This window comes from Cyanobium sp. Copco_Reservoir_LC18 (assembly GCF_009834675.1).
Lineage (GTDB): Bacteria > Cyanobacteriota > Cyanobacteriia > PCC-6307 > Cyanobiaceae > Cyanobium > Cyanobium minutissimum.
The window spans coordinates 40,870-66,062 of the sequence record NZ_ASAC01000026.1 but is presented as its reverse complement, the minus strand read 5'-3'; the positions used below and the strand labels follow the sequence as shown (position 1 = coordinate 66,062).

Here is a 25,193-nt window from a genome sequence, read left to right as displayed (position 1 = left end):
GAGCGCCTGTTGGCATGGCCCGTCCCCCCGGGCAGCCCAGGCAGGTCACGCCGCGATCCCCTTCCTTACCCCGTCCAGGTCCGCCCCACCCCCTCGTTCCTGCAGGTTCACCGCATGAGCAGCGCGATCCAGGTCGCCAAGACCGTCACTTACCTTCCCGATCTCGTGGAGGTACAGCGGGCGAGCTTCAAATGGTTCCTGGAGAAGGGCCTGATCGAGGAGCTGGACAGCTTCTCCCCGATCACCGACTACACCGGCAAGCTGGAGCTGCACTTCATCGGCGACCAGTATCGCCTGAAACGCCCGCGCCACGACGTCGAAGAGGCCAAGCGTCGCGATGCGACCTTCGCCTCCCAGATGTACGTCACCTGCCGCCTGGTCAACAAGGAGACCGGCGAGATCAAGGAGCAGGAGGTCTTCATCGGGGAACTGCCCCTGATGACCGAGCGCGGCACCTTCATCATCAACGGTGCCGAGCGGGTGATCGTCAACCAGATCGTCCGCAGCCCCGGCGTCTACTTCAAGGACGAGCAGGACAAGAACGGCCGCAAGACCTTCAACGCCAGCCTGATCCCCAACCGGGGCGCCTGGCTCAAGTTCGAGACCGACAAGAACGACCTGCTGCACGTGCGCGTCGACAAGACCCGCAAGATCAACGCCCACGTGCTGATGCGGGCCATCGGCCTGTCCGACAACGACGTGCTCGACAAGCTGCGGCACCCGGAGTACTACCAGAAGTCGATCGAGGCCTCCAACGAGGAGGGCATCTCCTCGGAAGACCAGGCCCTGCTGGAGCTCTACAAGAAGCTGCGCCCCGGTGAGCCCCCCTCGGTGAGCGGCGGCCAGCAGCTGCTGCACAGCCGCTTCTTCGATCCCAAGCGCTACGACCTGGGCCGGGTGGGCCGCTACAAGATCAACAAGAAGCTGCGTCTCACCATCCCCGATGCGGTGCGTACCCTCACCGCCGAGGACGTCCTCTCCACGATCGACTACCTGATCAACCTGGAGCTCGACGTGGGCGGCGCCTGCCTCGACGACATCGACCACCTGGGCAACCGCCGGGTGCGCTCGGTGGGTGAGCTGCTGCAGAACCAGGTGCGGGTGGGCCTCAACCGCCTGGAGCGGATCATCAAGGAACGGATGACCGTCGGCGAGACCGAATCGCTCACCCCCGCCCAGCTGGTGAACCCCAAGCCCCTGGTGGCGGCGGTCAAGGAGTTCTTCGGCTCCAGCCAGCTGAGCCAGTTCATGGACCAGACCAACCCCCTGGCCGAGCTGACCCACAAGCGCCGCATCAGCGCCCTCGGCCCCGGCGGTCTCACCCGGGAGCGGGCCGGCTTCGCCGTGCGCGACATCCACCCCTCCCACTACGGCCGCATCTGCCCGATCGAGACCCCGGAAGGCCCCAACGCCGGCCTGATCGGTTCGCTCGCCACCCACGCCCGGGTGAACGAATACGGCTTCATCGAAACCCCCTTCTGGCGCGTGGAGAACGGCATCGTTCTCAAGCAGGGCGATCCCCTTTACCTCTCCGCCGACCTCGAGGACGAGTGCCGGGTGGCCCCGGGTGACGTGCCCACCGACGCCACCGGCCGGATCACCGTCGATCTGGTGCCGGTGCGCTACCGCCAGGACTTCGAGAAGGTTCCCCCGGAGCAGGTGGACTACGTCCAGCTGTCACCGGTGCAGGTGATCTCGGTGGCCACCTCCCTGATCCCCTTCCTCGAGCACGACGACGCCAACCGGGCCCTGATGGGCTCCAACATGCAGCGCCAGGCCGTGCCCCTGCTGCGCCCCGAGCGGCCCCTGGTGGGCACCGGCCTGGAAACCCAGGTGGCCCGCGACTCCGGCATGGTGCCCATCACCAAGGTGAACGGCACCGTCTCCTTCGTCGATGCCACCGCCATCGTCATCCGTGACGAGCAGGGCCGCGACCACACCCACTTCCTGCAGAAGTACCAGCGCTCCAACCAGGACACCTGCCTCAACCAGCGGCCGATCGTCCGCCAGGGCGATCCGGTGATCGCCGGCCAGGTGCTGGCCAACGGCTCCGCCTGCGAAGGCGGCGAGATCGCCCTCGGCCAGAACGTGCTGATCGCCTACATGCCCTGGGAGGGCTACAACTACGAGGACGCCATCCTGGTGAGCGACCGCCTCGTCCAGGACGACCTCTACACCTCGGTGCACATCGAGAAGTACGAGATCGAAGCCCGCCAGACCAAGCTCGGACCCGAGGAGATCACCCGGGAGATCCCGAACGTGGCCGAGGAGAGCCTGGGCCACCTCGACGAGATGGGCATCATCCGCATCGGCGCCTATGTCGAATCCGGCGACATCCTGGTGGGCAAGGTGACCCCCAAGGGCGAGTCGGATCAGCCGCCCGAGGAGAAGCTGCTGCGCGCCATCTTCGGTGAGAAGGCCCGCGACGTGCGCGACAACTCCCTGCGGGTGCCCAGCACCGAACGGGGCCGGGTGGTGGATGTGCGCATCTACACCCGCGAGCAGGGCGACGAACTGCCGCCGGGCGCGAACATGGTGGTGCGGGTCTACGTGGCCCAGCGCCGCAAGATCCAGGTGGGCGACAAGATGGCCGGCCGCCACGGCAACAAGGGCATCATCAGCCGCATCCTTCCCCGGGAGGACATGCCCTACCTGCCCGACGGCCCCCCCATCGACATCGTGCTCACCCCCCTGGGGGTGCCGAGCCGCATGAACGTGGGCCAGGTGTTCGAGTGCCTGATGGGCTGGGCCTCCTCCCACCTCGACTGCCGCGTCAAGGTGGTGCCCTTCGATGAGATGTACGGCCCCGAGAAGTCGAAGCAGACGGTGCAGGCCTACCTCGAGGAAGCCGCCAAGCTGCCCGGCAAGGACTGGGTCTACAACCCCGCCAACCCCGGCAAGATCCAGCTGATCGACGGCCGCAGCGGCGAACCCTTCGACCAGCCGGTGACCGTGGGCTACGCCCACATCCTCAAGCTGGTGCACCTGGTGGACGACAAGATCCACGCCCGCTCCACCGGTCCCTACTCCCTGGTCACCCAGCAGCCCCTGGGCGGCAAGGCCCAGCAGGGCGGCCAGCGACTCGGGGAGATGGAGGTGTGGGCCCTGGAGGCCTACGGCGCCGCCTACACCCTGCAGGAGCTGCTCACCGTCAAGTCCGACGACATGCAGGGGCGCAACGAGGCCCTCAACGCCATCGTCAAGGGCAAGCCCATCCCCCGGCCGGGCACGCCGGAGTCGTTCAAGGTGCTGATGCGGGAGCTGCAGTCCCTCGGCCTCGACATCGCCGTCTACACCGACGCCGGCGAGGAGGTCGACCTGATGCAGGACGTCAACCCGCGCCGCAGCACCCCCAGCCGTCCCACCTACGAATCCCTCGGTGTCGCGGATTACGACGATGACTGATCGCTTGATTCACCGGCTCTGATTTCTCCGTCTCTCTCGATCACCCTGCGTCCCCGCCATGTCCAACAGCAACCTCCGCACCGAAAACCACTTCGACTACGTGAAGATCACGCTCGCTTCCCCCGAGCGGATCATGCAGTGGGGGCAGCGGACGCTGCCCAACGGACAGGTGGTGGGTGAGGTCACCAAGCCGGAAACGATCAACTACCGCACCCTCAAGCCCGAGATGGACGGGCTCTTCTGCGAGAAGATCTTCGGCCCCTCCAAGGACTGGGAATGCCATTGCGGCAAGTACAAGCGGGTGCGGCACCGCGGCATCGTCTGTGAGCGCTGCGGTGTGGAAGTCACCGAGAGCCGGGTGCGGCGCCACCGCATGGGCTTCATCAAGCTGGCGGCGCCGGTGAGCCACGTCTGGTACCTCAAGGGGATCCCCAGCTACGTGGCGATCCTGCTCGACATGCCCCTGCGGGACGTGGAGCAGATCGTCTACTTCAACTGCTACGTGGTGCTCGACAAGGGCGACCACAAGGACCTCACCTACAAGCAGCTGCTCACCGAAGACGAGTGGCTGGAGATCGAGGACCAGATCTTCGCCGAGGATTCCGAGATCGAGAACGAGCCCATGGTGGGCATCGGCGCCGAGGCCCTCAAGCAGCTGCTGGAGGACCTGGATCTGGAGAAGGAGGCCGAGCAGCTCCGCGAGGACATCAACAACTCCAAGGGCCAGAAGCGGGCCAAGCTGATCAAGCGCCTGCGGGTGATCGACAACTTCATCGCCACCAACGCCCGTCCCGAGTGGATGGTGCTGGATGTGATCCCGGTGATCCCCCCCGACCTGCGCCCCATGGTGCAGCTCGACGGCGGCCGTTTCGCCACCAGCGATCTCAACGACCTCTACCGGCGGGTGATCAACCGCAACAACCGCCTGGCGCGCCTCCAGGAGATCCTCGCCCCCGAGATCATCGTCCGCAACGAGAAGCGGATGCTGCAGGAGGCCGTTGATGCCCTGATCGACAACGGCCGCCGCGGCCGCACCGTGGTGGGGGCCAACAACCGGGCCCTCAAGTCGCTCAGCGACATCATCGAGGGCAAGCAGGGCCGCTTCCGCCAGAACCTGCTCGGCAAACGGGTGGATTACTCCGGCCGTTCCGTGATCGTGGTGGGCCCCAAGCTGAAGATGCACCAGTGCGGCCTGCCCAAGGAGATGGCGATCGAGCTGTTCCAGCCCTTCGTGATCCATCGCCTGATCCGCCAGAACATCGTCAACAACATCAAGGCGGCCAAGAAGCTGATCCAGCGGGCCGACGACGAGGTGATGCAGGTGCTGCAGGAGGTGATCGAAGGGCACCCGATCCTGCTCAACCGGGCCCCCACCCTGCACCGCCTCGGCATCCAGGCCTTCGAGCCCAAGCTGGTGGATGGCCGCGCCATCCAGCTCCATCCCCTGGTCTGCCCGGCCTTCAACGCCGACTTCGACGGTGACCAGATGGCCGTGCACGTGCCCCTGGCGATCGAGGCCCAGACCGAGGCCCGCATGCTGATGCTGGCGAGCAACAACGTGCTCTCCCCCGCCACCGGCGAGCCGATCATCACCCCGTCCCAGGACATGGTGCTCGGTGCCTACTACCTCACCGCCGTCGACCGGGACAAGGCGCAGCCCGCCTTCGGCGACCGTTCCCGCACCTTCGCCGACCTCGAGGACGTGATCGCCGCCTTCGAGGAGAAGCACCTCAGCCTGCACGACTGGGTCTGGGTGCGCTTCAACGGCGAGGTGGAAAGCGACGACGAGGACAGCGAGCCCGTCGCCACCGACACCCTCTCCGACGGCACCCGCGTCGAGCAGTGGAAGTTCCGCCGCGACCGCTTCGACGAAGACGGCGCCCTGATCAGCCGCTACCTGCTGACCACCGTGGGCCGGGTCGTCATCAACCACACGATCATCGACGCCGTGGCCGCGTCCTGAGTTCCACCGGCCGGGCCGAGCCCCCGCCCTGTGTCTTCCGACTGTCCTCCCGCCTTCTCCATCGCGCGCCGCCATGACCGCCACCCCAGCCAAGAAGATCAGCAAGAAGAGCGCCAAGGCCGCCGCCGACCTGGCGGCCGCCAACGCCGCCGCAGCAGCTGCGGCCTCGGCCCTGAGCAAGCAGGCGCCGCCGTTCCGCAACCGGATCATCGACAAGAAGGCGCTGCGGAACCTGGTGTCCTGGGCCTACAAGCACCACGGCACCGCCGCCACCGCGGCCATGGCCGACGAGCTGAAGGACCTGGGCTTCCACTACGCCACCCAGGCGGCGGTGTCGATCTCGGTCGACGACCTGCGCATCCCCGGCGACAAGGCCGTCCTGCTGGAGGAGGCCGAGGAGCAGATCACGGCCACCGAGGAGCGCTACCGGCTCGGTGAGATCACCGAGGTGGAGCGCCACACCAAGGTGATCGACACCTGGACCGAGACCAACGAGCGGCTGGTGGCGGCCGTGCGCCGCAACTTCAACGACAACGATCCACTCAACTCGGTGTGGATGATGGCCAACTCCGGCGCCCGGGGGAACATGTCCCAGGTGCGCCAGCTGGTGGGCATGCGCGGCCTGATGGCCAACCCCCAGGGGGAGATCATCGACCTGCCGATCCGCACCAACTTCCGTGAGGGCCTCACGGTCACCGAGTACGTGATCTCCTCCTACGGCGCCCGCAAGGGCCTGGTGGACACCGCCCTGCGCACCGCCGACTCCGGCTACCTCACCCGCCGTCTGGTGGACGTGGCCCAGGACGTGATCGTGCGGGAGGAGGACTGCGGCACCCACCGCTTCATCCCCATCAACGCCGATGAGCGGGGCCGCTTCGGCACCAAGCTGGTGGGCCGTCTGGCGGCCCAGCCCGTCGTCGACAGCGACGGCGTCGTCATCGTCGACCGCAACGGTGAGATCGACCCGGCGATCTCGGCCGCCATCGAGAAGGCGGCGATCGCCACCGTGATGGTGCGCTCGCCCCTCACCTGCGAGGCCTCCCGTTCGGTCTGCCGCAAGTGCTATGGCTGGGCCCTGGCCCACAACGAACTGGTCGACCTGGGCGAGGCCGTCGGCATCATCGCCGCCCAGTCGATCGGGGAGCCTGGCACCCAGCTCACCATGCGCACCTTCCACACCGGCGGTGTGTCCACGGCCGAGACCGGCGTGGTGCGCTCCCTGGTGGACGGGGTGGTGGAATTCGGGCCCAAGGCCCGGGTGCGCGACCACCGCACCCCCCATGGCGTCGAGGCCAAGCTGGCCGAAACCGATTTCACCCTCACCCTCAAGCCCTCGGGCAAGGGCAAGGTGCAGAAGATCGACATCACCAACGGCTCGATCCTGTTTGTGGCCGATGGCGATCCCGTCGCCCACGACATCATCCTGGCCCAGATCTCCTCGGGCTCGGCGGTCAAGAAGAGCGTCGAGAAGGCCACCAAGGATGTCATCTGCGACCTGGCCGGCCAGGTGCGTTTCGAGGACGTGATCCAGCCCCGGGAGGTCACCGACCGCCAGGGCAACATCACCCACAAGGCCCAGCGTCTCGGGCGCCTGTGGGTGTTCAGCGGCGACGTCTACAACCTGCCCCCCAACGCCCTGCCGGTGGTGGAAACCGACAAGCCGGTGACCACCGGCGACGTGCTGGCCGAGAGCCGTCTGCAGAGCGAATACGGCGGCGCCGTGCGGCTGCGGGAGTCCACCGGCGATTCCCGCGAGGTGCAGATCGTCACCGCCAGCCTCACCCTCAAGGACTGCAAGCTGGTGGGTGAATCCAGCCACACCGGCGAGAGCTGGCACCTGGAGGGCAAGGACAACACCCGCTATCTGGTCAAGACCCAGCCCGGCACCAAGATCGGCGCCGGTGAGGTGATCGCCGAACTCACCGACGACCGCTTCCGCACCCAGACCGGCGGCATGGTGAAGTTCGCCCCCGGCCTCTCGATCAAGAAGGCCCGCTCCGCCAAGCACGGCTTCGAGGTGAGCAAGGGCGGCACCCTGCTGTGGATCCCCCAGGAAACCCACGAGATCAACAAGGACATCTCCCTGCTGATGATCGAGGACGGCCAGTGGATCGAGGCCGGCACCGAGGTGGTGAAGGACATCTTCAGCCAGACCGCGGGCATCGTCACCGTCACCCAGAAGAACGACATCCTGCGGGAGATCATCGTGCGCTCCGGTGAGCTGCACCTGGTCTCCGACGCCAAGGTGCTGGCCCGCTACGGCGAGGACGGCAAGATGGTCAACCCCGGCGAGGAGATCGCCCCCGGCCTCAAGGCCGAGGCGATGAAGTTCGTCGAGAAGGTCGACACCCCCGAGGGCGGCGCCCTGCTGCTGCGGCCCGTCGAGGAGTACGCCATCCCCGATGCCGCCCACCTGCCCGAGCTGTCCACGATCAAGCAGACCGGCGGTCCGTCCCTCGGCCTGAAGGCCACCCAGCGCCTCACCTTCAAGGACGGTGAGCTGATCAAGTCGGTGGAAGGGGTGGAACTGCTGCGCACCCAGCTGATCCTGGAAACCTTCGACACCACCCCCCAGATGACGGTGGATGTGGAGGCGGTGGCCGACAAGCGGGCCAAGACCATCGAGCGCCTGCAGCTGGTGATCCTGGAAACCCTGCTGGTCCGCCGCGACACCCTCTCCGACGCCAGCCACGGCTCCACCCACACCGAGCTGCAGGTGGAGGACGGCATGACCGTCAAGCGGGGCGACGTGGTCGCCACCACCCAGATCCTCTGCAAGGAGGACGGGGTGGTCCAGCTGCCCGATCCCGTCCCCGGCGAACCGATCCGCCGCCTGATCGTCGAGCGGGCCGATGACACCCGCAGCCTGGATCTCGGCGCGGCCGTCCCGACGGTGTCGGTGGGCGACCGCATCGTCGACGGTGATGTGCTCGCCGACGGGGTGATCTCCCCCTGCTGCGGCCAGGTGGAGGCCATCGACGGCAAGACCCTGACCATCCGCCTCGGCCGGCCCTACATGGTGTCGCCCGATTCGGTGCTCCACGTCCGTGACGGGGAACTGGTCCAGCGCGGTGACGGCCTGGCCCTGCTGGTGTTCGAACGCCAGAAGACCGGCGACATCGTCCAGGGTCTGCCCCGGATCGAGGAACTGCTCGAGGCCCGCCGCCCGCGGGAATCGGCCGTGCTCTGCCGCAAGAGCGGCACCGTGCAGATCAAGCAGGGCGAGGACGACGATTCGATCACCGTGTCGGTGATCGAGACCGACGACGTCATCACCGAGTACCCGATCCTGCTGGGCCGCAATGTGATGGTCTCCGATGGCCAGCAGGTGAGCGCCGGCGAGATGCTCACCGACGGGCCCATCAACCCCCACGAGCTGCTCGACTGCTTCTTCGAGGACCTGCGCAGCCGCAAGCCCACCATGGAGGCGGCCCAGGAGGCGATCTCCAAGCTGCAGTTCCGCATGGTGACGGAGGTGCAGAACGTCTACAAATCGCAGGGGGTCTCGATCAGCGACAAGCACATCGAGGTGATCGTGCGCCAGATGACCAGCAAGGTCCGCATCGAGGATGCCGGCGATACCACGCTGCTCCCCGGTGAGCTGATCGAGCTACGTCAGGTGGAGCAGGTGAACTCCGCCATGGGCGTCACCGGCGGCGCTCCTGCCGAGTTCACCCCCGTGCTGCTGGGCATCACCAAGGCCTCGCTGAACACCGACTCGTTCATCTCGGCGGCCTCCTTCCAGGAGACCACCCGGGTGCTGACCGAAGCGGCCATCGAGGGCAAGAGCGACTGGCTGCGGGGCCTCAAGGAGAACGTGATCATCGGCCGCCTGATCCCCGCCGGCACCGGTTTCGGGGGCTTCGAGGAGGAGCTGCGCGCCGAGGCCGGACCCCACCCCGACATCCTCGAGGAGGAGGCCGCCGGCTACCGCCGCAACCAGAACCTGCGTCCCGATTACACCGTCGAGATGCCGGCCCCGGCGGCCACCGCCGCCGTGCTGGATGATCCCTCCGAGGAGGATCTGGAGGCCACCCGCAGCCGCCACGGCATCGAGGCGGCCGCCAGCGGCTTCGCCGCCTTCGCCCGCCCCACCGCGGAGGAGGGACTGGAGGAGGAGCTGATCGCCGATCCGGCGGCCCTCGAGGGCCTGCAGGAGGAGGGGCTGCTCAGCGATGACTGATCCCGCCGTCGCCACCCCCGTGCCGGTGCGGCGGCTGCCGCGCTTCGGCTTCCACACCCACACGGAGCGCCTCAACGGCCGGGTGGCCATGCTCGGCTTCATCGCCCTGCTGGCGGTGGAGTGGAAGCTGGGCCACGGCCTGCTGATCTGGCCCTGATGGCCGGGCCTGCCCCCCTGCTCGGGATGGGCCAGGCGGCCCTGGAGGCCTGGGCCGGTGACCAGGGCCAGCCGGCCTTCCGGGGCCGGCAGCTGCACGACTGGATCTACAGCCGCGGGGCCCGCAGCCTCGACGCGATCACGGTGCTGCCCAAGGCCTGGCGCGAGGGGCTGGCGACGGCCGGCACCGGCATCGGCCGCTCGGCTGTGCTGCACCGCAGCGACGCCCGGGACGGCACCACCAAGCTGCTGCTGGCCACCGCCGATGGCCTCAGCCTCGAGACCGTCGGCATCCCCAGCGGCGACCGGCTCACGGTCTGCGTCAGCAGCCAGGTGGGCTGCCCCATGGCCTGCCGCTTCTGCGCCACCGGCAAGGGGGGTCTGCAGCGCTCCCTGGCGGTGCACGAGATCGTCGACCAGGTGCTCAGCATCCGCGAGGCCATGGACCGCCGGCCCAGCCATGTGGTGTTCATGGGCATGGGCGAACCGCTGCTGAACACCGACGCGGTGCTGGAGGCCATCGCCTGCCTCTGCACCGACCTGGGCATGGCCCAGCGCCAGATCACCGTCAGCACGGTGGGGGTGCCCCGCACCCTGCCCACCCTGGCGGAGCGGGCCCTCGAGCGGCTCGGCCGGGCCCAGTTCACCCTGGCCGTGAGCCTCCATGCCCCCGACCAGCGCCTGCGGGAGGAGCTGATCCCCACCGCCCACGCCTATCCCCTCGAAGCCCTGCTGGACGACTGCCGCCACTACGTGGCCATCACCGGCCGGCGGGTGAGCTTCGAATACATCCTTCTGGGGGGCGTCAACGACCCCCCCCGCCAGGCGGATGCCCTGGCCCGTCTGCTGCGGGGCTTCCAGAGCCACGTCAACCTGATCGCCTACAACCCGATCGCCGAGGAGGACTTCCGCCGCCCTGCCCCGGAGGCGGTGGAGGCCTTCCGCAGCCAGCTGCAGCGGCGCCACATCGCCGTCAGCGTGCGGGCGAGCCGCGGCCTCGACCAGGACGCCGCCTGCGGCCAGCTGCGCCGCCGGCTGATGGACGCCCCGGTGGGGTGAGCGCCATCCCGATGCCGCCGCGCCTGCTCCCCGCCCTGGCGGTCGTCCTGGCCGGCGCCCTGGCCTACGGGGCCCTGTGCGGCCTGCTGTTCCTGCGCCAGCGCTCCCTGCTTTACTTCCCCCAGCCCCGCGCCGCCGATGCGCCCGCCGAGCTGCTGGCCCTGCCGATCACAGGCGGCCCGCCGGAGGCCCGGGTGCTGGTGACGGTCCGCCAACGCCCCGGCCCGAAGGCGCTGCTGTACTTCGGCGGCAACGCCGAGGACGTGGCGGGCCAGCTGCCCCTGCTGGCGGCCGCCTTTCCGGAGCACTCGCTGTACCTGCAGCACTACCGGGGCTACGGCGGCAGCAGCGGCCAGCCCTCGGAGCGGGCCCTGTTCGCCGATGCCCTCGCCCTCTTCGACCGGGTCCGGCCCGACCACGGGCAGATCGCCGTGGTCGGCCGCAGCCTGGGCAGCGCCGTGGCGGTGCACCTGGCGGCCCATCGCCCCGTCGATCGGCTGGTGCTGGTCACGCCGTTCGACAGCATCGAGGCGGTGGCGGCCCGCCACTATCCCCTGGTGCCGGTGGGGCTGCTGCTCCAGGACAAGTACCGCTCCGCCGCGGCGGCCCCCCGCATCGGCGCGCCCACCCTGCTGATCGCCGCCGAACGGGACGAGGTGATTCCCCGCGCCAACACCGACGCCCTGCTCGCCAGCTTCCGGCCCGGGGTGGCCTCCATGGTGGTGCTGCCGGTCGAGGGCCACAACGCCGTGGAGGAGTCCCCGGAGTACCTGCCGCTGCTGCGGAGCTTCCTTGCGCCCGATCCGGATGGGTAGTCCCCGAGGGACGACCTTCAGCCGCCGTCCCGCTCGGCGCTGTAGGCGCCGCGGGCCCCCTGGCCGTTCCAGGGGGTGAGCCGCAGCATCAGCAGGAAGGCCGGCAGGGCCGCGGCGGTGGTGGCCAGGAAGAAGCCCGGCCAGCCCAGCCGTTCCGCCACCAGCCCCGCCGGGGCGGCCAGCAGGGAGCGGCTCAGGGCATAGACGCCCGAGAGCAGGGCGTACTGGGTGGCGGAGAAGCGGGGGTTGCAGAGGCTCATCAGCAGCGCCACGAAGGCGGCGCCCACCATGCCGCCGCCGATGTTCTCCAGGGCCACCGCCATCAGCAGGGCCGGCATGCCGCCATCGAAGCGGGCCAGGGCCCAGTAGGCCAGGTTGCCCGCCGCCCCCACCAGGGCGAACAGCCACATGGAGCGGTTCATGCCCAGCCGGCCGAACAGCACGCCCCCCAGCACCGTGCCGACGATGGTGGCCCCGATGCCCCAGCCCGCCAGCACCGACCCCACCACCTCGGGGCTGAAGCCCTTCTGGATCAGGAACGGCACCGCCATCAGGCCCAGCAGCCCGTCGGGCCAGCGGTAGAGCAGCACCAGGGTGAGCAGGGCCGCGGCCCGGGGGCCGCCGCTGCGGTGCAGGAACTCCCGCGCCGGCCCCAGCACCGCCTGGCGCAGGCTGCTCACCGGCACCGCCAGGGGCTCCAGCCGCGGCGCCGTGAGGGTGAAGGGCACCACCACGAGCATCAGCAGGGCCGAGAACAGGAAGGCCAGGGGCCAGTCGAAGCGGCCGGCCAGGATGAAGCCACCGGCCCCCACCGCCAGCATCGCCGTGCGGTAACCCAGGTTCGAGGCGGCGGCCCCGGCGCCCCGCTCCAGGTCGGGCAGCAGGTCGGTGCGGTAGGCATCCACGGCGATGTCCTGGGTGGCGCTGACCACCGCCAGCAGCACCGCCATCGCCCCGATCGCCGTGAGGCTGGCCGGATCGGTGGAGGGCCGCAGCAGGGCCATGGCCCCGATCACCGCCACCAGGGTGAGCTGCAGCACCAGCAGCCAGCCGCGGCGGCGGTCCGGCCAGGGCAGGGGCCAGCGGTCGAGGGCCGGCGCCCAGACCATCTTGAGCGTGTAGGGCAGCTCCGCCAGGCCCAGCAGGCCGATCAGGCCCAGGGGGATCTGGCTGGCGGTGAGCCAGCCCTGCAGCAGCTTGGTGCCCACCATGTAGGGGGTGCCGCTGGCGACCCCCTCGGCGGCCACCGCCAGGAGGCGACGCCAGGGGCGGACACTGCTGGAGGCAGGGCTGGCCATGGCCGCTCGCGGATCGCCGAACCCTAGGGGCGGCCGGTCGGACCACAATGCAGCCAGCCCCGCCGTCCCGTTCCCCCCCCATGTCCTTCCTGCGCTCCACGCTGCTGCCGGTGGCCATCGTGCTGCTGTTCGCCCTGGCCCTGTTCGCCGTCAGCGCCCGCATCTGGCTGCCCGGCGACATGGCCGCCCCCGCCCCGCTGGGCTGATCCGGCGCCGCTGGGCGGATCGGGCGGCCAACCGGCTTTTACGATGCCTTCACCTGGATGGCTCCATGCCGGACGACGGCCTGCCCTTTCCCGAAACCACCCACGCGCTGGCCCTCGATCCGGAGGTGCTGGCCCGGGAACTGGCGCAGGAGCTCCTGGGTGATCCCCTCGATGAGATCGACAGCGTCGCCCCCTCCAGCTCCGACGTGGCCGCCGAGTGCGACCTCGGCATCGAGCTGCTCAAAGGGGGACGGGAGGAGCGGCTGCAGGGCCTGCGCATCTTCTGCGAGCACCGCGACCCCCGGGCCATTCCCCTGCTGCTGCCGCTGCTGAAGGCCGGCTGTCCGATCGTGCGGATGAGCGCCGTCTACGCCCTCGGCCGCAACCCCCACCCCCTGGCGGTGGAGCCCCTGCTGGGCCTTCTGGCCGCCGACGACAACGGGTACGTGCGCAAGGCGGTGGCCTGGAGCCTCGGCAACTACCCCGAGGCCCCGGTGCTCAACCCCCTGATCCGGGCCCTGGAGCTCGACATCGCCGCGGTGCGGCTGTGGGCGGCCAGCTCCCTGGCCGATGCCGGCGCCACCGGCGTGGCCAAGGCCGACCCCGCCGCCGCCCAGCTGCTGCTGAGCCTCCGCATCGACAGCGAGCCGGCGGTGCGCAGCAACTGCGCCTGGTCGCTGGGGCGTCTCTACACCGACCTGGTGGAGCCGCGCCAGCGGGACGTGGTGGAGTCCCTGCTGCACACGATGCTGCACGACGGTGATCCCACCGTGCGGGACGAAGCCCGGATGGCCCTCGAGCAGCTGGAGCAGCCGGAGGTGCTGGAACGGCTGCAGACCCTGGTGGACGAGGGACTGATCAGCTGACGGTCGGCGGGCCCGTGCCATCCGGCGGCCGCGAGCTCGGAAAATCGCGGTTAAGATCCCGGTCTCACCTGTGCAGCCCATCCGGGATGGCCGAACGCACCATCCGCTTCCGCATTCGCCCCGACGGGCGCGTGGAGGAACTCGTGGAGGGCGTGCAGGGCGAGGGGTGCTCCCGGCTCACGGAGCGGATCGAGGCCCGACTGGGCAGCGTGCAGCAACGACGCAGCACCTCGGAAGCGTTCCAGACGCCCCCCCTCGTTCTCCAGGACCCCCAGGTGGTCGTCCAGCACCACGGGCCCTGAGCCCCCGCTCCCCCTCCCCTTCCGTCCCATGTCGCACTTCAGCACCGTCAAGACCGAGCTGCGCGATCGCCAGGCCCTGGTGGACGCCCTCCGCGACCTGGGCCACCCTCCGTCCGAGGGCTCCTGCCAGGTGCGCGGCTACCGCGGCCAGACGGTGACCGCCGATCTCGCCATCCCCCAGGCCGACGGCGTCGACATCGGCTTCCGCTTCAACCCCGACAGCGGCAGCTACGAGCTGGTGACCGACCTGGAGCTCTGGAAGCAGCCCATCCCGGTGGAGCGCTTCCTGGCCAAGCTCACCCAGCGCTATGCCCTGCGCTCCATCCTGGCCAGCACGGCCGAGGAGGGCTTCCAGGTGAGCGAGCAGACCAGCCACCTGGACGGCAGCATCGAACTGGTGGTGACCCGCTGGGACGCCTGATTCCGTGAGCGTGACGGGTCCCGCCGCCGGTCTCGACCCCGCCCTCGCCTTCCGCACCGCGGTGGCCCCCGAGTCGGCGGCCACCGGTCGGGAGCCGGTGCTGGGCGGTGCCCTGCGTCAGCAGGCCGTCTGGGTGGATGAGGCCGTCTGCATCGGCTGCCGCTACTGCGCCCACGTGGCCGGCAACACCTTCGTGGTGGAACCCGACTGGGGCCGCTCCCGGGCCCTGCGCCAGGACGGCGACAGCACCGAGCGGATCCAGGAAGCCATCGACACCTGCCCGGTGGACTGCATCCACTGGGTGCCCTACGAGCAGCTGCCGGCCCTGCGGGCCCAGCTCGACGAGCAGGAGATCCAGCCCCTGGGGCTGCCTTCCCACGGCCGCCGCCGCCGCACCCTGCCCCGCGCCGTCCCGTCGTCGCCGTGACCATTCCCACCCGGCGTTTCGGCCGCACGGGACTGGCCATGCCGGTGCTCTCCCTGGGGGGGATGCGCTTCCAGCAGAGCTGGAGCGACCTGCCGCCCGAGGCGGTGGAGGCCGGCAGCCAGGCCAACCTCGAGGCCACCCTGCGGGCCGCCATCGGGGCGGGGCTGCACCACATCGAGACCGCCCGCCACTATGGCACCTCGGAACGGCAGCTGGGCTGGCTCCTGCCCCGGCTGCCGGATCCCCGGCGGATCCTCCAGACCAAGGTGCCCCCGGCCGACGATCCGGCGGCCTTCGAGGCCGACCTGCGCACCAGCTTCGAGCGGCTGGGCCTGGACGGCGAGGGGGGCCCGGAGGGGGGTGGGGGCCGGGTTGATCTGCTGGCCATCCATGGCCTCAACACCCCGGAGCTGCTCGATCAGACCCTGCGGCCCGGCGGCTGCCTGGAAGTGGCCCGCCGCTGGCAGGAGGAGGGCCGGATCGGCCACGTGGGCTTCTCCACCCATGCGCCGCTGCCCCTGATCCTGGAGGCGATCGCCAGCGACCAGTTCGACTACATCAACCTGCACTGGTACTTCATCCGCCAGGACAACCGGGCGGCGATCGAGGCCGCCACCGCCCACGACATGGGGGTGTTCGTGATCAGCCCCACCGACAAGGGGGGCCATCTGCACAGCCCCTCCCGGCGTCTGTGCGAGCTCTGCGCGCCGCTGCATCCGATCGTCTTCAACGACCTGTTCTGCCTGTCGGCCCCCGGCATCCACACCATCAGCGTCGGTGCCGCCTCGCCGCAGGATCTGGACCTGCACCTGGAGGCGGTGGCGTTGCTGCCCAGGGCCGGTGAGCTGCTGCCGCCGATCCTGGCCCGTCTCGAGGAGGCCCGCCGCCGTGCCCTCGGCGACGACTGGCTGGCCAGCTGGGACCGGGGCCTGCCGGCCTGGCAGGACACCCCCGGGGGGATCAACCTGCCGGTGCTGCTCTGGCTGCACAACCTGCTGGAGGCCTGGGATCTGGAGGCCTACGGCCGGGCCCGCTACGGCCTGCTGGGCCAGGGCAGCCATTGGTTTCCGGGGGAGAACGCCGAGGCCCTCGATGGCAGCGTCAGCGAGGCCGAGCTGCTGGCGGTGCTGCAGGTCAGCCCCTGGGCCGCCGAGATCCCCGACCTGCTGCGGCGTCTGCGGGGGCGGCTGGGGGGCGAGGCGGTGAAACGGCTGCAGGTGGCCTAGGCGCCCGGCGCGATCGGTGTTTTCTGGGGTACCCCCACGGCGCGGGGGTAGGCGGCCGGACAGGGGCCGGCCGGCCGCAGCCAGAGGCCGTGGCGCACGCCCCGGCCCGCCGGCAGGTCGCGGCGCTGCACCGGATCCACCGACGCCCGCAGCACACCGACGGCCGCCTCCAGATCCCGCTGGTCATCGGCGCCCCACTGGCCCCGGTAGAGCAGGGCCAGGCCGTCGGGCTTGAGCAGGGGCACCAGGTATTCGGCCACCACCGGCGCGCTGGCCACGGCGCGGGCCATGGCGCGATCGAAGCGTCCCCGGCAGTCGCGGGCGCGGCCGGTGCGCTCGACCCGTTCGCAGCGCAGCCGCAGGCGCCCCTCGTCGAGCCCCAGGCTGTGGGCCATGGCCCGCACCGCCTCCAGTTTGCGGCCCACCGAATCCACCAGGGTGATGCGGGCCGTGGGCAGGGCGATCGCCAGGGCCAGCCCGGGGAAACCGCCGCCGGTGCCCACGTCGATCAGCTCCAGGCCGTCCGGAACGCCGCCCGGGGCCGTGAGCAGGGGCACCCAGGGCCAGAGGCTGTCGAACACCTGGGCGATCCAGAAATCGTCGCCCTCCACCAGCCGGGTGAGGTTGACCCGGCCGTTCCAGAGCCGCAGCTGCTCCTGCAGGGCCACCAGCGCCGCCAGCTGGTCGTCGGTGGGGGTCCAGCCGAGCGCCTGCCAGAGGCCGGCATCGGGTGGGGCGCTGGGGTCGGGGCTGGCGGCCATCCGCTACGGCAGTGGTGCTTCTCCCTAGGATCCCTCACGCCGGGCAGGCTGCCATCGCCGCCGCAGGGACCATGTCCTCCACAGCCAAGCCCTCCACCCCCACCCACTACCAGGTGCTGCAGCTGCAGCCCACCGCCACCGATCAGGAGCTGCGGCAGGCGTTCCGGGGCCTCAGCAAGCGCTACCACCCCGACACCACCGCCCTGCCGGCGAGCGAGGCCGAGGTGGCCTTCCGGCAGCTGCGTCAGGCCTATGCCGTGCTGAGCGATCCGGCCGCCCGGCGGCTCTACGACGCCGCCCTGGCCCAGCCGGCCCCCCCGGCGCCGCTGCGGCCTGCCCCGGCCCCCGTTGTCCGGCCCGTGCCGGTGCGCCGGGCCCTGTCCGGCGGTGAGTGGTTCGCCCTGCTGCTGCTGGCCGTGGCCCTGGTGCTCAGCCTGGTGCTGGGGCTCGGGGTGGCCTGGGCGCGGGGCGCCGAACTGATGGCCTGGCCCAGCTGGTGGTCGGAGCTGGAGGCGGCATCAGTGCCCCCAGCCCCGCTCCCCCAGTCGCCCGCCGCCTGATCCTCCCTTCCCCTGCCGATCCGATGGCGACCCTGCCCCCCGCGCCCACCCCCCTCTACAACCACCCCCTGCCCGCCCTGGAGGCCTGGCTGCGGCAGCTCGGCGCCAGCCAGTCGCGCAGCAACGTCTCCCACTGGGACCTGCACCGCCCCGAGTGGAGCGCCCGGATCGAGATGGAGGTGGAGGAGCTGCGGGTGAGCTGGCACCAGGAGGGCCGCACCACGGCGCGCCAGTTCCCCTATGGGCTGTCGCGGGCCGACGTGGAGGCGGCGATCCTGGCGGGACCCTGAGGCTGGCCTGCGGAGGACCGCCCCGCCGCCTGCCGCCCGCCGTTCAGAGCCCGTCCAGGGCTTCCCCGATCACCGCGTAGCACCGGGCCAGCTGGTCGTCGTCGATGCAGAGCGGCGGCAGCAGGTACACCACCTGCCCCAGGGGCCGCAGGAACACCCCCCGGGCCAGGGCCTGGCGCTGCAGCCGCTGGCCGACGGGATTGAGGTAGCCGGGGGCGTCGGTGGCCACCTCGAAGGCGGCCACACTGCCCAGGAGCCGGGGCCGCCGCACCAGGGGGTGGCGCGCCAGGGCCTCCAGGTGGGGGCGGTGGCGCGCCTCGAACCCCTGGTGGCGCTCCGGACGCTCCTCCAGCAGGGCCAGGCTGGCCAGGGCGGCGGCGCAACCGAGGGGGTTGGCGGTGAAGCTGTGGCCGTGGAAGAGGGTCAGGCCCGGGGTGGTGCCGATGAAGCCCTCGAAGATGGCCTCCCGGGCCAGGGTGACGCCCATGGGCAGGAAGCCGCCCGTGAGCCCCTTGGAGAGGGCCATGAGGTCCGGGTGGATGCCGGCCCGCTGGCAGGCGAACAGGTGGCCGCTGCGGCCGAAGCCGGTCATGACTTCGTCGGCGATCAGCAGGGCGCCGCTGGCGCGCACCAGCGCCTCCACCTTGCGCAGGAACTCCTCCCGCACCAGGGCCATGCCGCCGGCCCCCTGCAGCAGCGGCTCCAGGATCACCGCTGCGGTGGGCGTTTCCAGCAGCTGCTCCAGCCGCTCCAGGGCCGCGGCCTCCCGCGCCTCCACCCCGTCGTCGCCCCACCAGGTGGCGGGCCAGGGGGCCCGGGCGACGGCGAACAGCAGCGGCTCGAAGGCCTCGGAGAACAGGGAGCGCTCCCCCACGGCCATGGCGCCGAAGGTGTCGCCGTGATACGCCCCGTCGAAGGCGATCAGCTGCCGGCGCGGCTCGCCCCGGTTGCGCCACCACTGCCAGGCGATCTTGAGGGCCACCTCCACCGCCGTGGAGCCGTTGTCGGAGAAGAACAGCCGCTCCAGGCCGCTGCAGGCGGCCAGCCGCTCGGCCAGCTGCTCGGCGGCCGGGTGGCGGAAATCGGAGAAGCCCACCTGCTCGAGGGTGCGGGCCTGGCGGGCCAGGGCCTCGGCGATGGCGGGCTCGCCGTGGCCGTGCAGGGTCACCCACCAGCTGCTGATGGCATCGATCAGTTGGCGGCCGTCCTCCAGTTCCAGCAGGGCGCCCTCGCCGCGCACCACCCGCAGGGGTGGATCGGCGGTGGCCACCTGGGTGAAGGGGTGCCAGAGGTGGGGATGCCAGCCGGGTCCTGTCACGGTGGGGCTCAGCGGCAGACCTCCGAACGGCGCTCGCCCCCGGTGGCGATCGGCCCGCAGTTGACCCAGCGGGTGACGCTGGTCTCGATGTCGGTGAACAGCACCAGGATGCCCGCACAGAGCGCGGCCACGGCAGCTGTCACGAGCAGATGCTTGCGGCTCATGGCTGCAGGCTACGGGCCAGGCCACTGCGCTGCCATTGCCGCGCCAGCCCCTCCCGGTCGAGGGGATCGAGGGGCGGCAGCTCCGCCAGCACCGGCACGCCGCCGAGGGCTTCCAGGGTGCGGGGATTGTCGGGGTGGGGATCGCCGTTGAGCACCAGCCCGAGTACGGGGATCGAACGCCGCTTAAGGGCTTCGAGGGACAGAAGGGTGTGGTTGAGGGTGCCCAGGCCGCTGCGGGCCACCAGCAGCACCGGTAGGCCCCAGACGGCGATCTGCTCGATCTGCAGCCAGTTTCGCCGCAGGGGCACCAGCAGCCCGCCGGCCGTCTCCACCACCAGGGGGCCGTCTCCGGCCGGCAGGGCCAGCCGGGCCGGATCGATCGAGACCCCATCCCGCTCGGCTGCCCAGTGGGGGGAGACGGGGGCGGTGAGCCGGTAGGCCTCGGGCAGCACCCGCTCCGGGGGCAGCCCCAGCAGCTGCTGCACCCGGCCCGTGTCGCCGCCCCCCTCCATCCCGCTCTGCACCGGCTTCCAGTAGGTCGCCCCCAGGCCCTGCACCAGCAGGGCGCTCACCACCGTCTTGCCCACGTCGGTGTCGGTGCCGCAGACCACCAGCCTCATGCGATCCTCCGGCCCACCAGCAGCAGCACGTCCCACGAGATTGCCGCACCGCAGGGCCAGTGGCGAAGCAGGCGGCGCAGCTGGGCGGGGCTCAGCGGCGCGGTGCGGCTGCTGCCGGCGCCCAGATCGCGCAGGCGCCGCAGGGTGGCCAGGCCGTTGCCGGCCGGGCGGCTGAAGCGCAACCGTTGCTGGTGGGTGGTGGCCAGGCCGGCGCGGCCCAGGGCGCCGACCAGCGCGTCGGCGTCGGGCAGCTCCAGGGCGGTGCAGGGCACCCCGGCGGCGGCGGCGGCCTGGTGCCACTGGGGAAAGCTGCCGCGCACGGGCACCGCCAGCGCCAGCCAGCCGCCAGGGGCCAGGGCCCGCCCCCAGCGCTCCAGTTCCCGGGCCGGGGCCTCCAGCCACTGCAGCGCGAAGCTCGACACCAGCAGCCCCGCCGGCTCCAGGGCGGCCGGCAGGCCGCCGTTGAGGTCCCACACCAGCGGCGGCGGGCCCGCGGTGGCGAGGGGATTGCGGGCCAGCAGTTCGGGGCAGAGATCGAGCTGCAGCAGGGGGCGGCTGGCGAGGCCAGGGCAGTGGTGCAGCAGGGCGCGGCTGAACAGGCCGCTGCCGGCGCCCAGATCGGCCCGGGGGACGTCGGGGGGTGGGGGCGGCAGGTCGCGGCAGTGGCGGGCGAGCCGCCAGGCGATGCCCCGCTGCAGGCCGGCCTGGCCCTCGTAATCGGCGGCATGGCGGCCGAAGGCCCCGGCCACCTGCAGGGGGAAGGTGGTCATGGGCCGAGGGTGGCGGTGATCCAGTGGCGCAGCTCTTCAGGTAGGGGCGCCTGCAGCAGGCAGTGGCCCGCCCCCTCGACGTGGAGCACCTCGGCATGGGGCAGGCGCTCGCGCAGCAGGGCGCGCGCCTCGGGCCCCACGATCCGATCGGCGCCGGCCTCCACGATCAGCACCGGCACGTCCTCGGGAAAGCCGGGCGGCAGGTCTGCGCAGGCCCCCAGACGCTCCAGATCGTCGCGCAGCCGCCGCCGGCCCTCGGGCCCCACCGGCTGGCTGGCGGGGCCGTGGGGCAGGAGCTCGGGCGGATCCGGGGAGGCCGCCTTCTCCAGGAAGGCCTGCAGCATCCGCTGGGCGCGAAGGGCGGTGTCGGACTCGTCTGGCCCTTCGGCGAGCTGGGCCGCCATGCCGGCGAGGGCGGTCTGCAGCCGGCGGCCCTCGCGGCCCGGCGGCAGGAAGCGGGCGAAGCCGGCCAGCAGCACCACGGCCTCGGCCTGCTCCAGCACCGCGGGGGGCAGCAGGTGGGGGCCCATCGAATGGCCGATCAGCAGCCGCCGGCCCTCGGGGCCCCACTGGGGCCCCGAGGGTGTGCGGCCGCCATAGCCCCGTTCGCCGCACTGCCAGTGCCAGTCCGGTGCGGCGAGGGCCTGGCGCAGCAGCTCCCAGCCCAGGCCGTCGCCGGCCCAGCCGTGCATGGCGATCACCTGCAGGGACGAAGCCGGGGCGGCCTCAGGGGGCGAGGGCATGGTGGGGGGCGAGGGGACCGGGCCCGAGCGCGGCCAGCAGCCGCTCGAGGGAGCCGGTGGGGAGATCCTGGCGCAGCACCAGCCGCAGCCTGGCGGTGCCCTCCGGCACGGTGGGGGGCCGGATCGCCACGGTGAGCAGGCCGGCCGCCTCCAGCCGACGCTGGGCCGCCAGGGCCTCGGCGTCGGCACCGAGCAGCAACGGCAGGATCGGCCCGCTGCCGGGGGGCCGGGGCCAGCCGGACGCTTCGATGGCGTCGCGCCAGCGGGCGGCCCGCTGCGCCAGGGCCAGGCCCACCGAGGGCGTGGCCTGCAGGTGAACGAGGGCCGCCAGGGCGCCGGCCGCCAGGGGCGGGGCGAGGGCGGTGGTGTAGCGGAAGGCGCCGCTGCTCTGCAGCAGCCAGTCGCCCACCAGGACATCGCAGGCGAGGAAGGCACCGCCGCTGCCGAAGGCCTTGCCGAAGGTGCCGCTCACGATCGCCACGGAGCCGACGCCGTGGGCGAGGCCGCGACCGCCGGTGCCGAGCACACCGAGGGCATGGGCCTCATCCACCAGCAGGGGCGCGTCGTGACGGAGGCAGAGGGCCGCCAGGGCGGCGACGGGCGCGCTGGTGCCCTCCATGCTGTAGAGGCTTTCACACAGCACCAGCAGCCGACCATCGGGCCGCTCGCGCCGGGCGGCGAGCAGGCGGCGTTCCAGGTCTGAGGTGTCGTTGTGGGCGAAGCGCCGCAGACGGGCCCCGCTGGCGCGCACGCCCACCAGCAGGGAGTGGTGGATGAGCCGATCGGCCAGCACCAGGGTGTGGCGATCCGCCAGGGCCGACACGGCGGCGAGGTTGGCCTGGAAACCGCTGGGGAAGAGCAGCACCCGTTCGCGGCCGAGCCAGGCGGCCAGTTCGGCCTCCAGCTGCTGGTGGATGGGCCGGGTGCCGGTGACCAGGCGGGAGGCGCCCGCCCCCAGGCCACTGGCGGCCAGTTCGGCCGCGGCAGCCGCGAGCACGGCGGGGTGGCGGCTGAGGCCGAGGTAGTCGTTGCTGGCCAGATCCAGCAGGGGGAGCGCGTCGCCGGGGGGTGCGGGCTGGAGGCTGGCCGTGGCGGGGGCGGGCTCAAGGCTGCGCAGGGCCCGGCTGCGGGCGCCGGGCAGGGCCGCGAGGGCGTCGCGCAGCTGCCGGCGCCAGGGGGGCTGGGGGGCGGTGGGGTCGCCGGCTTCGGTGGTGGGGGGAGGAGGGATCAGGGCGGCCCGATAGCAAGGACTGGGGGCAGTCTGGGATGGGGGTGGGTCAGGGCTCGGTTTGGCCGTCGATGGAGTCAATGCGTGGGTCGTGTCACTGCAGACATACACCCCAAAGGTGTAGTCCGGGATACAGGTGGTTCACGGGTCCGAGAACCAGAGGCGAGCAATGAGTGAGTGGGGTGGATACTGTGTGGGCTGATTGTGTTCTGGCCGTGCTGATGTTCGGGGTGCACCTGTGGTTCACGGAAAGGGCAGGCGACTGGGGATTGGTTCTCGGAACCGTCTAATGACTAGTTGTACTGGCTTGCTACCGTTCGCGAAGTCCTGCCCTGACATTATGAAAGGAAGATGGTCGGAGAGGTTCACTCAACTAGAAGCTCAAGCGTCAGCACTTGAGAATACTGCCCATATCGTTACAAGCGCGCTAACTGGAAGTCAAGACACTTTTCTTGACGACGATCTCCTGCTTCATTGGAGAGCCAAGGTCCGAAACCTACTTGTTAATGCGTGTGGACGAGAGTCAGAACACTATCAATTATTTCTGCAGACAGAGGATGAGACCTTTCATGGCACAAACTACAATCTCTTCAAAAGGTTAAGGCTTGTCTTCCTTGCCGCAAAAGACGACTTTGATGGTGGATTTCTTGTTGGAATTAGGACGATAGTGCAATCAGAAGTCTTTGCATCTGAGCTTGAACAGGCTTCTGAACTCTTTGTCAGTGGCTATTATGCTGCAGCAGCAGTTATCGCTGGAGTTGTTCTAGAGACGACATTACGAGAGCTCTGCATGAGGCAAGATATCCCGTCAGCATCGCTTGAAAGAATGAATGCTGAATTGGTGAAGGCAGCTGCTTATAACACCTTGACCCAGAAACAAATTACAGCATTTCCGCCGTCCGCAATTCCGCAGCACATGGAAAGAACGAGGAGTTTAACCGCCAAGATGTTGAGCGGATGATAAAGGGTGTTGCTGACTTTTTAGCCTCCAACCTATGACTAGTAGCCCACCAGCCCCCGGAGTGGACATGCCTCCATTGATTCTTCGGCTTCCGATCTAAACTTTCTGTCTACCGTTCAAGGACAGATCTGGGCCTCAAAGGTGTATAAATAGATGATCGATTCGGATTTCATTAAGGAATGCTTGAAGACCAAGTCTGATGGCCGTCTCTTCCATCGCGAGAATCAGGAACTCGAGTTCAAAGAACAGTTTAACTTGGCAGGTCTTGAGGAATACCTCAGGGACTTTGCGGCATTCGCCAACAACCGAGGCGGCTACCTAGTGTTTGGGGTCAAAGACAAGCCGCGGCTGCCCAATGGCATGACGGAGAAATCGAGAAAACAGTTCGAGAAACTTGACCCTGAGAGGCTGACCGGATTCCTGCTTGAGATATTCGATCCCCAGATCGACTACGAGATCTCCTCCTTCGAGATCGACGAGAGAGTCTTCGGCGTGATGCGCGTCTTCGAAGCCAAGCGCAAGCCCGTCATCGCGAAGAAGGATGAAGGTAAGCAGCAGTCGATTCGGAATGGTGAGATCTACTATCGCTACGGGGGACGTACCCAGAAGATTCAGTTTGCAGAGTTGACAGCCATCATTGAAAGCCGGATCACTCAGACCAACAACGCGTGGATTGATCTGGTCGAAAAGATCGGCAAGGCAGGCCCTGCAAACGCTGCGATCTTAGATACCGAAGAAGCCGTGATCAGCAAATCGGATCGGCAGATTCTCGTGGTAGATGATGCCCTTGCCAAGAAGCTGAAGTTCATCAAAGAGGGCCACTTCTCGGAAACAGATGGAGACCCGACACTGCAGCTGGTTGGTGATGTGGTTCCTGTTAGTCAAGTTGATGTAGTCAAACGGATCCGCGAGAATTTGCACAAGGACTACCCGTTCTCAGCTATGGAGCTGGTTGAGCAGGTTAAGGCCATGCTTCCTACTGCGAAGCAAGGTCAGGTATGGAAGGTGATTGCAGACAACGACTTGAAAGCCAATCGCCAGTACAGTGCATATGTCTTCCGCAATAAGAAGCAGGAAGATGACTACAAGGCTACGGGCACTGTCCCAAAGGTTACCCCGTCAATCTACAATCAGGCGGCCGTGGACTTCATCGCAAAGGTAGTTAGCGATGATACCGATGACGGCCAACAAGCCAATCAAGTAGACGGCCTAACGGCCACCATTGCGCGTTGACGTTCAGCAGACAGTTGCCTGACAGGCTAAATGGACTAAAGTAGTCAGTGCGGCAGTGGTCTAACAAGGTCATGACGCTCGTGTCTCCTCGGAGCCTCGGGAGATCCCGGTTCGATTCCGGGCTGCCAGAGGGCGCTTTATCAGCTCCTTTTGCCAGCCTGTGAACCGAAACCAGCAAATGGATCGAGCAGCGCAACACTCAATCTTCCAAGCGCAGA

Annotated in this window: 24 protein-coding genes and 1 tRNA gene; 17 read left to right on the top strand and 8 right to left on the bottom strand. The window is 69.6% G+C overall.

The annotated features are described in order from the left end of the window. The first annotated feature begins 114 nt into the window (after positions 1–114). The 6 genes from rpoB (at position 115) to L107_RS14575 (ending at position 11,581) form a co-directional block, all read left to right on the top strand. The gene (gene rpoB / locus L107_RS14600; protein WP_159820045.1) at positions 115–3,405 is read left to right on the top strand and encodes a DNA-directed RNA polymerase subunit beta; all 3,291 of its coding nucleotides are present in this window, start codon (positions 115–117) and stop codon (positions 3,403–3,405) included. Between the two features lie 58 nt (positions 3,406–3,463). Continuing rightward, a complete protein-coding gene (locus tag L107_RS14595) occupies positions 3,464–5,368 on the top strand; it encodes a DNA-directed RNA polymerase subunit gamma (protein WP_159820043.1) in 1,905 nt (634 codons plus the stop codon). Positions 5,369–5,441: 73 nt separating this feature from the next. Continuing rightward, positions 5,442–9,551, top strand: coding sequence for a DNA-directed RNA polymerase subunit beta' (locus tag L107_RS14590; protein ID WP_159820041.1), 4,110 nt, complete (start codon positions 5,442–5,444; stop codon positions 9,549–9,551). Continuing rightward, positions 9,544–9,708 (top strand): chlorophyll a/b-binding protein, encoded by a 165-nt coding sequence (locus tag L107_RS14585; protein ID WP_159820039.1) that lies wholly within the window; start codon positions 9,544–9,546, stop codon positions 9,706–9,708. The genes L107_RS14590 and L107_RS14585 overlap by 8 nt, the downstream gene beginning before the upstream one ends. Further along, positions 9,708–10,766, top strand: a complete 1,059-nt coding sequence (gene rlmN, locus L107_RS14580) for a 23S rRNA (adenine(2503)-C(2))-methyltransferase RlmN (RefSeq protein ID WP_159820037.1) — start codon at positions 9,708–9,710, stop codon at positions 10,764–10,766. Before L107_RS14585 ends, rlmN begins: the two co-directional genes overlap by 1 nt. Continuing rightward, entirely contained in the window at positions 10,763–11,581 is an 819-nt protein-coding gene (locus tag L107_RS14575; RefSeq protein ID WP_236550718.1) for an alpha/beta hydrolase, read from the top strand. Before rlmN ends, L107_RS14575 begins: the two co-directional genes overlap by 4 nt. A 17-nt stretch (positions 11,582–11,598) precedes the next feature. Here the strand turns inward: L107_RS14575 and L107_RS14570 are convergent, their stop codons facing one another. Then, entirely contained in the window at positions 11,599–12,879 is a 1,281-nt protein-coding gene (locus L107_RS14570) for an MFS transporter (RefSeq protein ID WP_159820036.1), read from the bottom strand. Positions 12,880–12,959: 80 nt separating this feature from the next. On the opposite strand from L107_RS14570, the gene L107_RS16830 reads away from it, so the two are divergent. From L107_RS16830 to L107_RS14545, 6 genes are all read left to right on the top strand, one after another. Further along, a complete protein-coding gene (locus L107_RS16830) occupies positions 12,960–13,085 on the top strand; it encodes a hypothetical protein (RefSeq protein WP_015110553.1) in 126 nt (41 codons plus the stop codon). A gap of 65 nt (positions 13,086–13,150) precedes the next feature. Beyond that, positions 13,151–13,951 (top strand): HEAT repeat domain-containing protein, encoded by an 801-nt coding sequence (locus tag L107_RS14565; protein ID WP_159820034.1) that lies wholly within the window; start codon positions 13,151–13,153, stop codon positions 13,949–13,951. Positions 13,952–14,037: 86 nt separating this feature from the next. Beyond that, on the top strand, positions 14,038–14,253 hold the full coding sequence (locus tag L107_RS14560; protein WP_106220277.1) for a DUF2997 domain-containing protein: 216 nt from the start codon (positions 14,038–14,040) through the stop codon (positions 14,251–14,253). A gap of 28 nt (positions 14,254–14,281) precedes the next feature. Beyond that, complete coding sequence (locus L107_RS14555; protein WP_159820032.1) at positions 14,282–14,674, top strand: DUF1257 domain-containing protein; 393 nt, start codon at positions 14,282–14,284, stop codon at positions 14,672–14,674. 4 nt (positions 14,675–14,678) lie between these two features. Beyond that, complete coding sequence (locus tag L107_RS14550; RefSeq protein ID WP_159820030.1) at positions 14,679–15,101, top strand: ferredoxin; 423 nt, start codon at positions 14,679–14,681, stop codon at positions 15,099–15,101. A gap of 38 nt (positions 15,102–15,139) precedes the next feature. Next, positions 15,140–16,327 (top strand): aldo/keto reductase, encoded by a 1,188-nt coding sequence (locus L107_RS14545; protein WP_201295928.1) that lies wholly within the window; start codon positions 15,140–15,142, stop codon positions 16,325–16,327. Here L107_RS14545 and L107_RS14540 read toward each other — a convergent pair. Further along, positions 16,324–17,088: a 16S rRNA (guanine(527)-N(7))-methyltransferase RsmG gene (locus L107_RS14540; RefSeq protein ID WP_159820026.1), complete on the bottom strand. Its 765-nt coding sequence runs from the start codon at positions 17,086–17,088 to the stop codon at positions 16,324–16,326. The genes L107_RS14545 and L107_RS14540 overlap by 4 nt on opposite strands. 71 nt (positions 17,089–17,159) lie before the next feature. Between L107_RS14540 and L107_RS14535 the strand changes: the two genes are divergently transcribed. Next, positions 17,160–17,648, top strand: a complete 489-nt coding sequence (locus L107_RS14535; RefSeq protein ID WP_159820024.1) for a J domain-containing protein — start codon at positions 17,160–17,162, stop codon at positions 17,646–17,648. 23 nt (positions 17,649–17,671) lie between these two features. Then, on the top strand, positions 17,672–17,938 hold the full coding sequence (locus L107_RS14530; RefSeq protein WP_159820022.1) for a DUF3143 domain-containing protein: 267 nt from the start codon (positions 17,672–17,674) through the stop codon (positions 17,936–17,938). 43 nt (positions 17,939–17,981) lie between these two features. Here the strand turns inward: L107_RS14530 and bioA are convergent, their stop codons facing one another. The 6 genes from bioA to L107_RS14505 are packed head-to-tail and all read right to left on the bottom strand — an operon-like array spanning position 17,982 to position 22,715. Further along, positions 17,982–19,256, bottom strand: a complete 1,275-nt coding sequence (gene bioA / locus L107_RS14525) for an adenosylmethionine--8-amino-7-oxononanoate transaminase (protein ID WP_159820020.1) — start codon at positions 19,254–19,256, stop codon at positions 17,982–17,984. A gap of 8 nt (positions 19,257–19,264) precedes the next feature. Continuing rightward, the gene (locus L107_RS16425; RefSeq protein ID WP_201295917.1) at positions 19,265–19,420 is read right to left on the bottom strand and encodes a hypothetical protein; all 156 of its coding nucleotides are present in this window, start codon (positions 19,418–19,420) and stop codon (positions 19,265–19,267) included. Further along, positions 19,417–20,040: a dethiobiotin synthase gene (bioD, locus tag L107_RS14520; RefSeq protein WP_159820018.1), complete on the bottom strand. Its 624-nt coding sequence runs from the start codon at positions 20,038–20,040 to the stop codon at positions 19,417–19,419. The genes L107_RS16425 and bioD overlap by 4 nt, the downstream gene beginning before the upstream one ends. Beyond that, positions 20,037–20,810, bottom strand: coding sequence for a methyltransferase domain-containing protein (locus L107_RS14515; RefSeq protein ID WP_159820016.1), 774 nt, complete (start codon positions 20,808–20,810; stop codon positions 20,037–20,039). The genes bioD and L107_RS14515 overlap by 4 nt, the downstream gene beginning before the upstream one ends. Continuing rightward, entirely contained in the window at positions 20,807–21,553 is a 747-nt protein-coding gene (locus L107_RS14510) for an alpha/beta fold hydrolase (RefSeq protein ID WP_159820014.1), read from the bottom strand. Before L107_RS14510 ends, L107_RS14515 begins: the two co-directional genes overlap by 4 nt. Then, positions 21,537–22,715 (bottom strand): aminotransferase class I/II-fold pyridoxal phosphate-dependent enzyme, encoded by a 1,179-nt coding sequence (locus L107_RS14505; RefSeq protein ID WP_159820486.1) that lies wholly within the window; start codon positions 22,713–22,715, stop codon positions 21,537–21,539. The genes L107_RS14510 and L107_RS14505 overlap by 17 nt, the downstream gene beginning before the upstream one ends. Before the next feature lie 406 nt (positions 22,716–23,121). Between L107_RS14505 and L107_RS14500 the strand changes: the two genes are divergently transcribed. The 3 genes from L107_RS14500 to L107_RS14490 all read left to right on the top strand — a co-directional run bounded on the left by L107_RS14500 (position 23,122) and on the right by L107_RS14490 (position 25,105). Then, positions 23,122–23,742: a DUF4145 domain-containing protein gene (locus tag L107_RS14500; protein ID WP_201295916.1), complete on the top strand. Its 621-nt coding sequence runs from the start codon at positions 23,122–23,124 to the stop codon at positions 23,740–23,742. A 153-nt stretch (positions 23,743–23,895) separates the two neighbouring features. Continuing rightward, on the top strand, positions 23,896–24,975 hold the full coding sequence (locus tag L107_RS14495; protein ID WP_159820012.1) for an ATP-binding protein: 1,080 nt from the start codon (positions 23,896–23,898) through the stop codon (positions 24,973–24,975). A gap of 49 nt (positions 24,976–25,024) precedes the next feature. Then, positions 25,025–25,105: transfer RNA gene (locus L107_RS14490), tRNA-OTHER, on the top strand. The last annotated feature ends 88 nt before the right edge of the window (positions 25,106–25,193 follow it).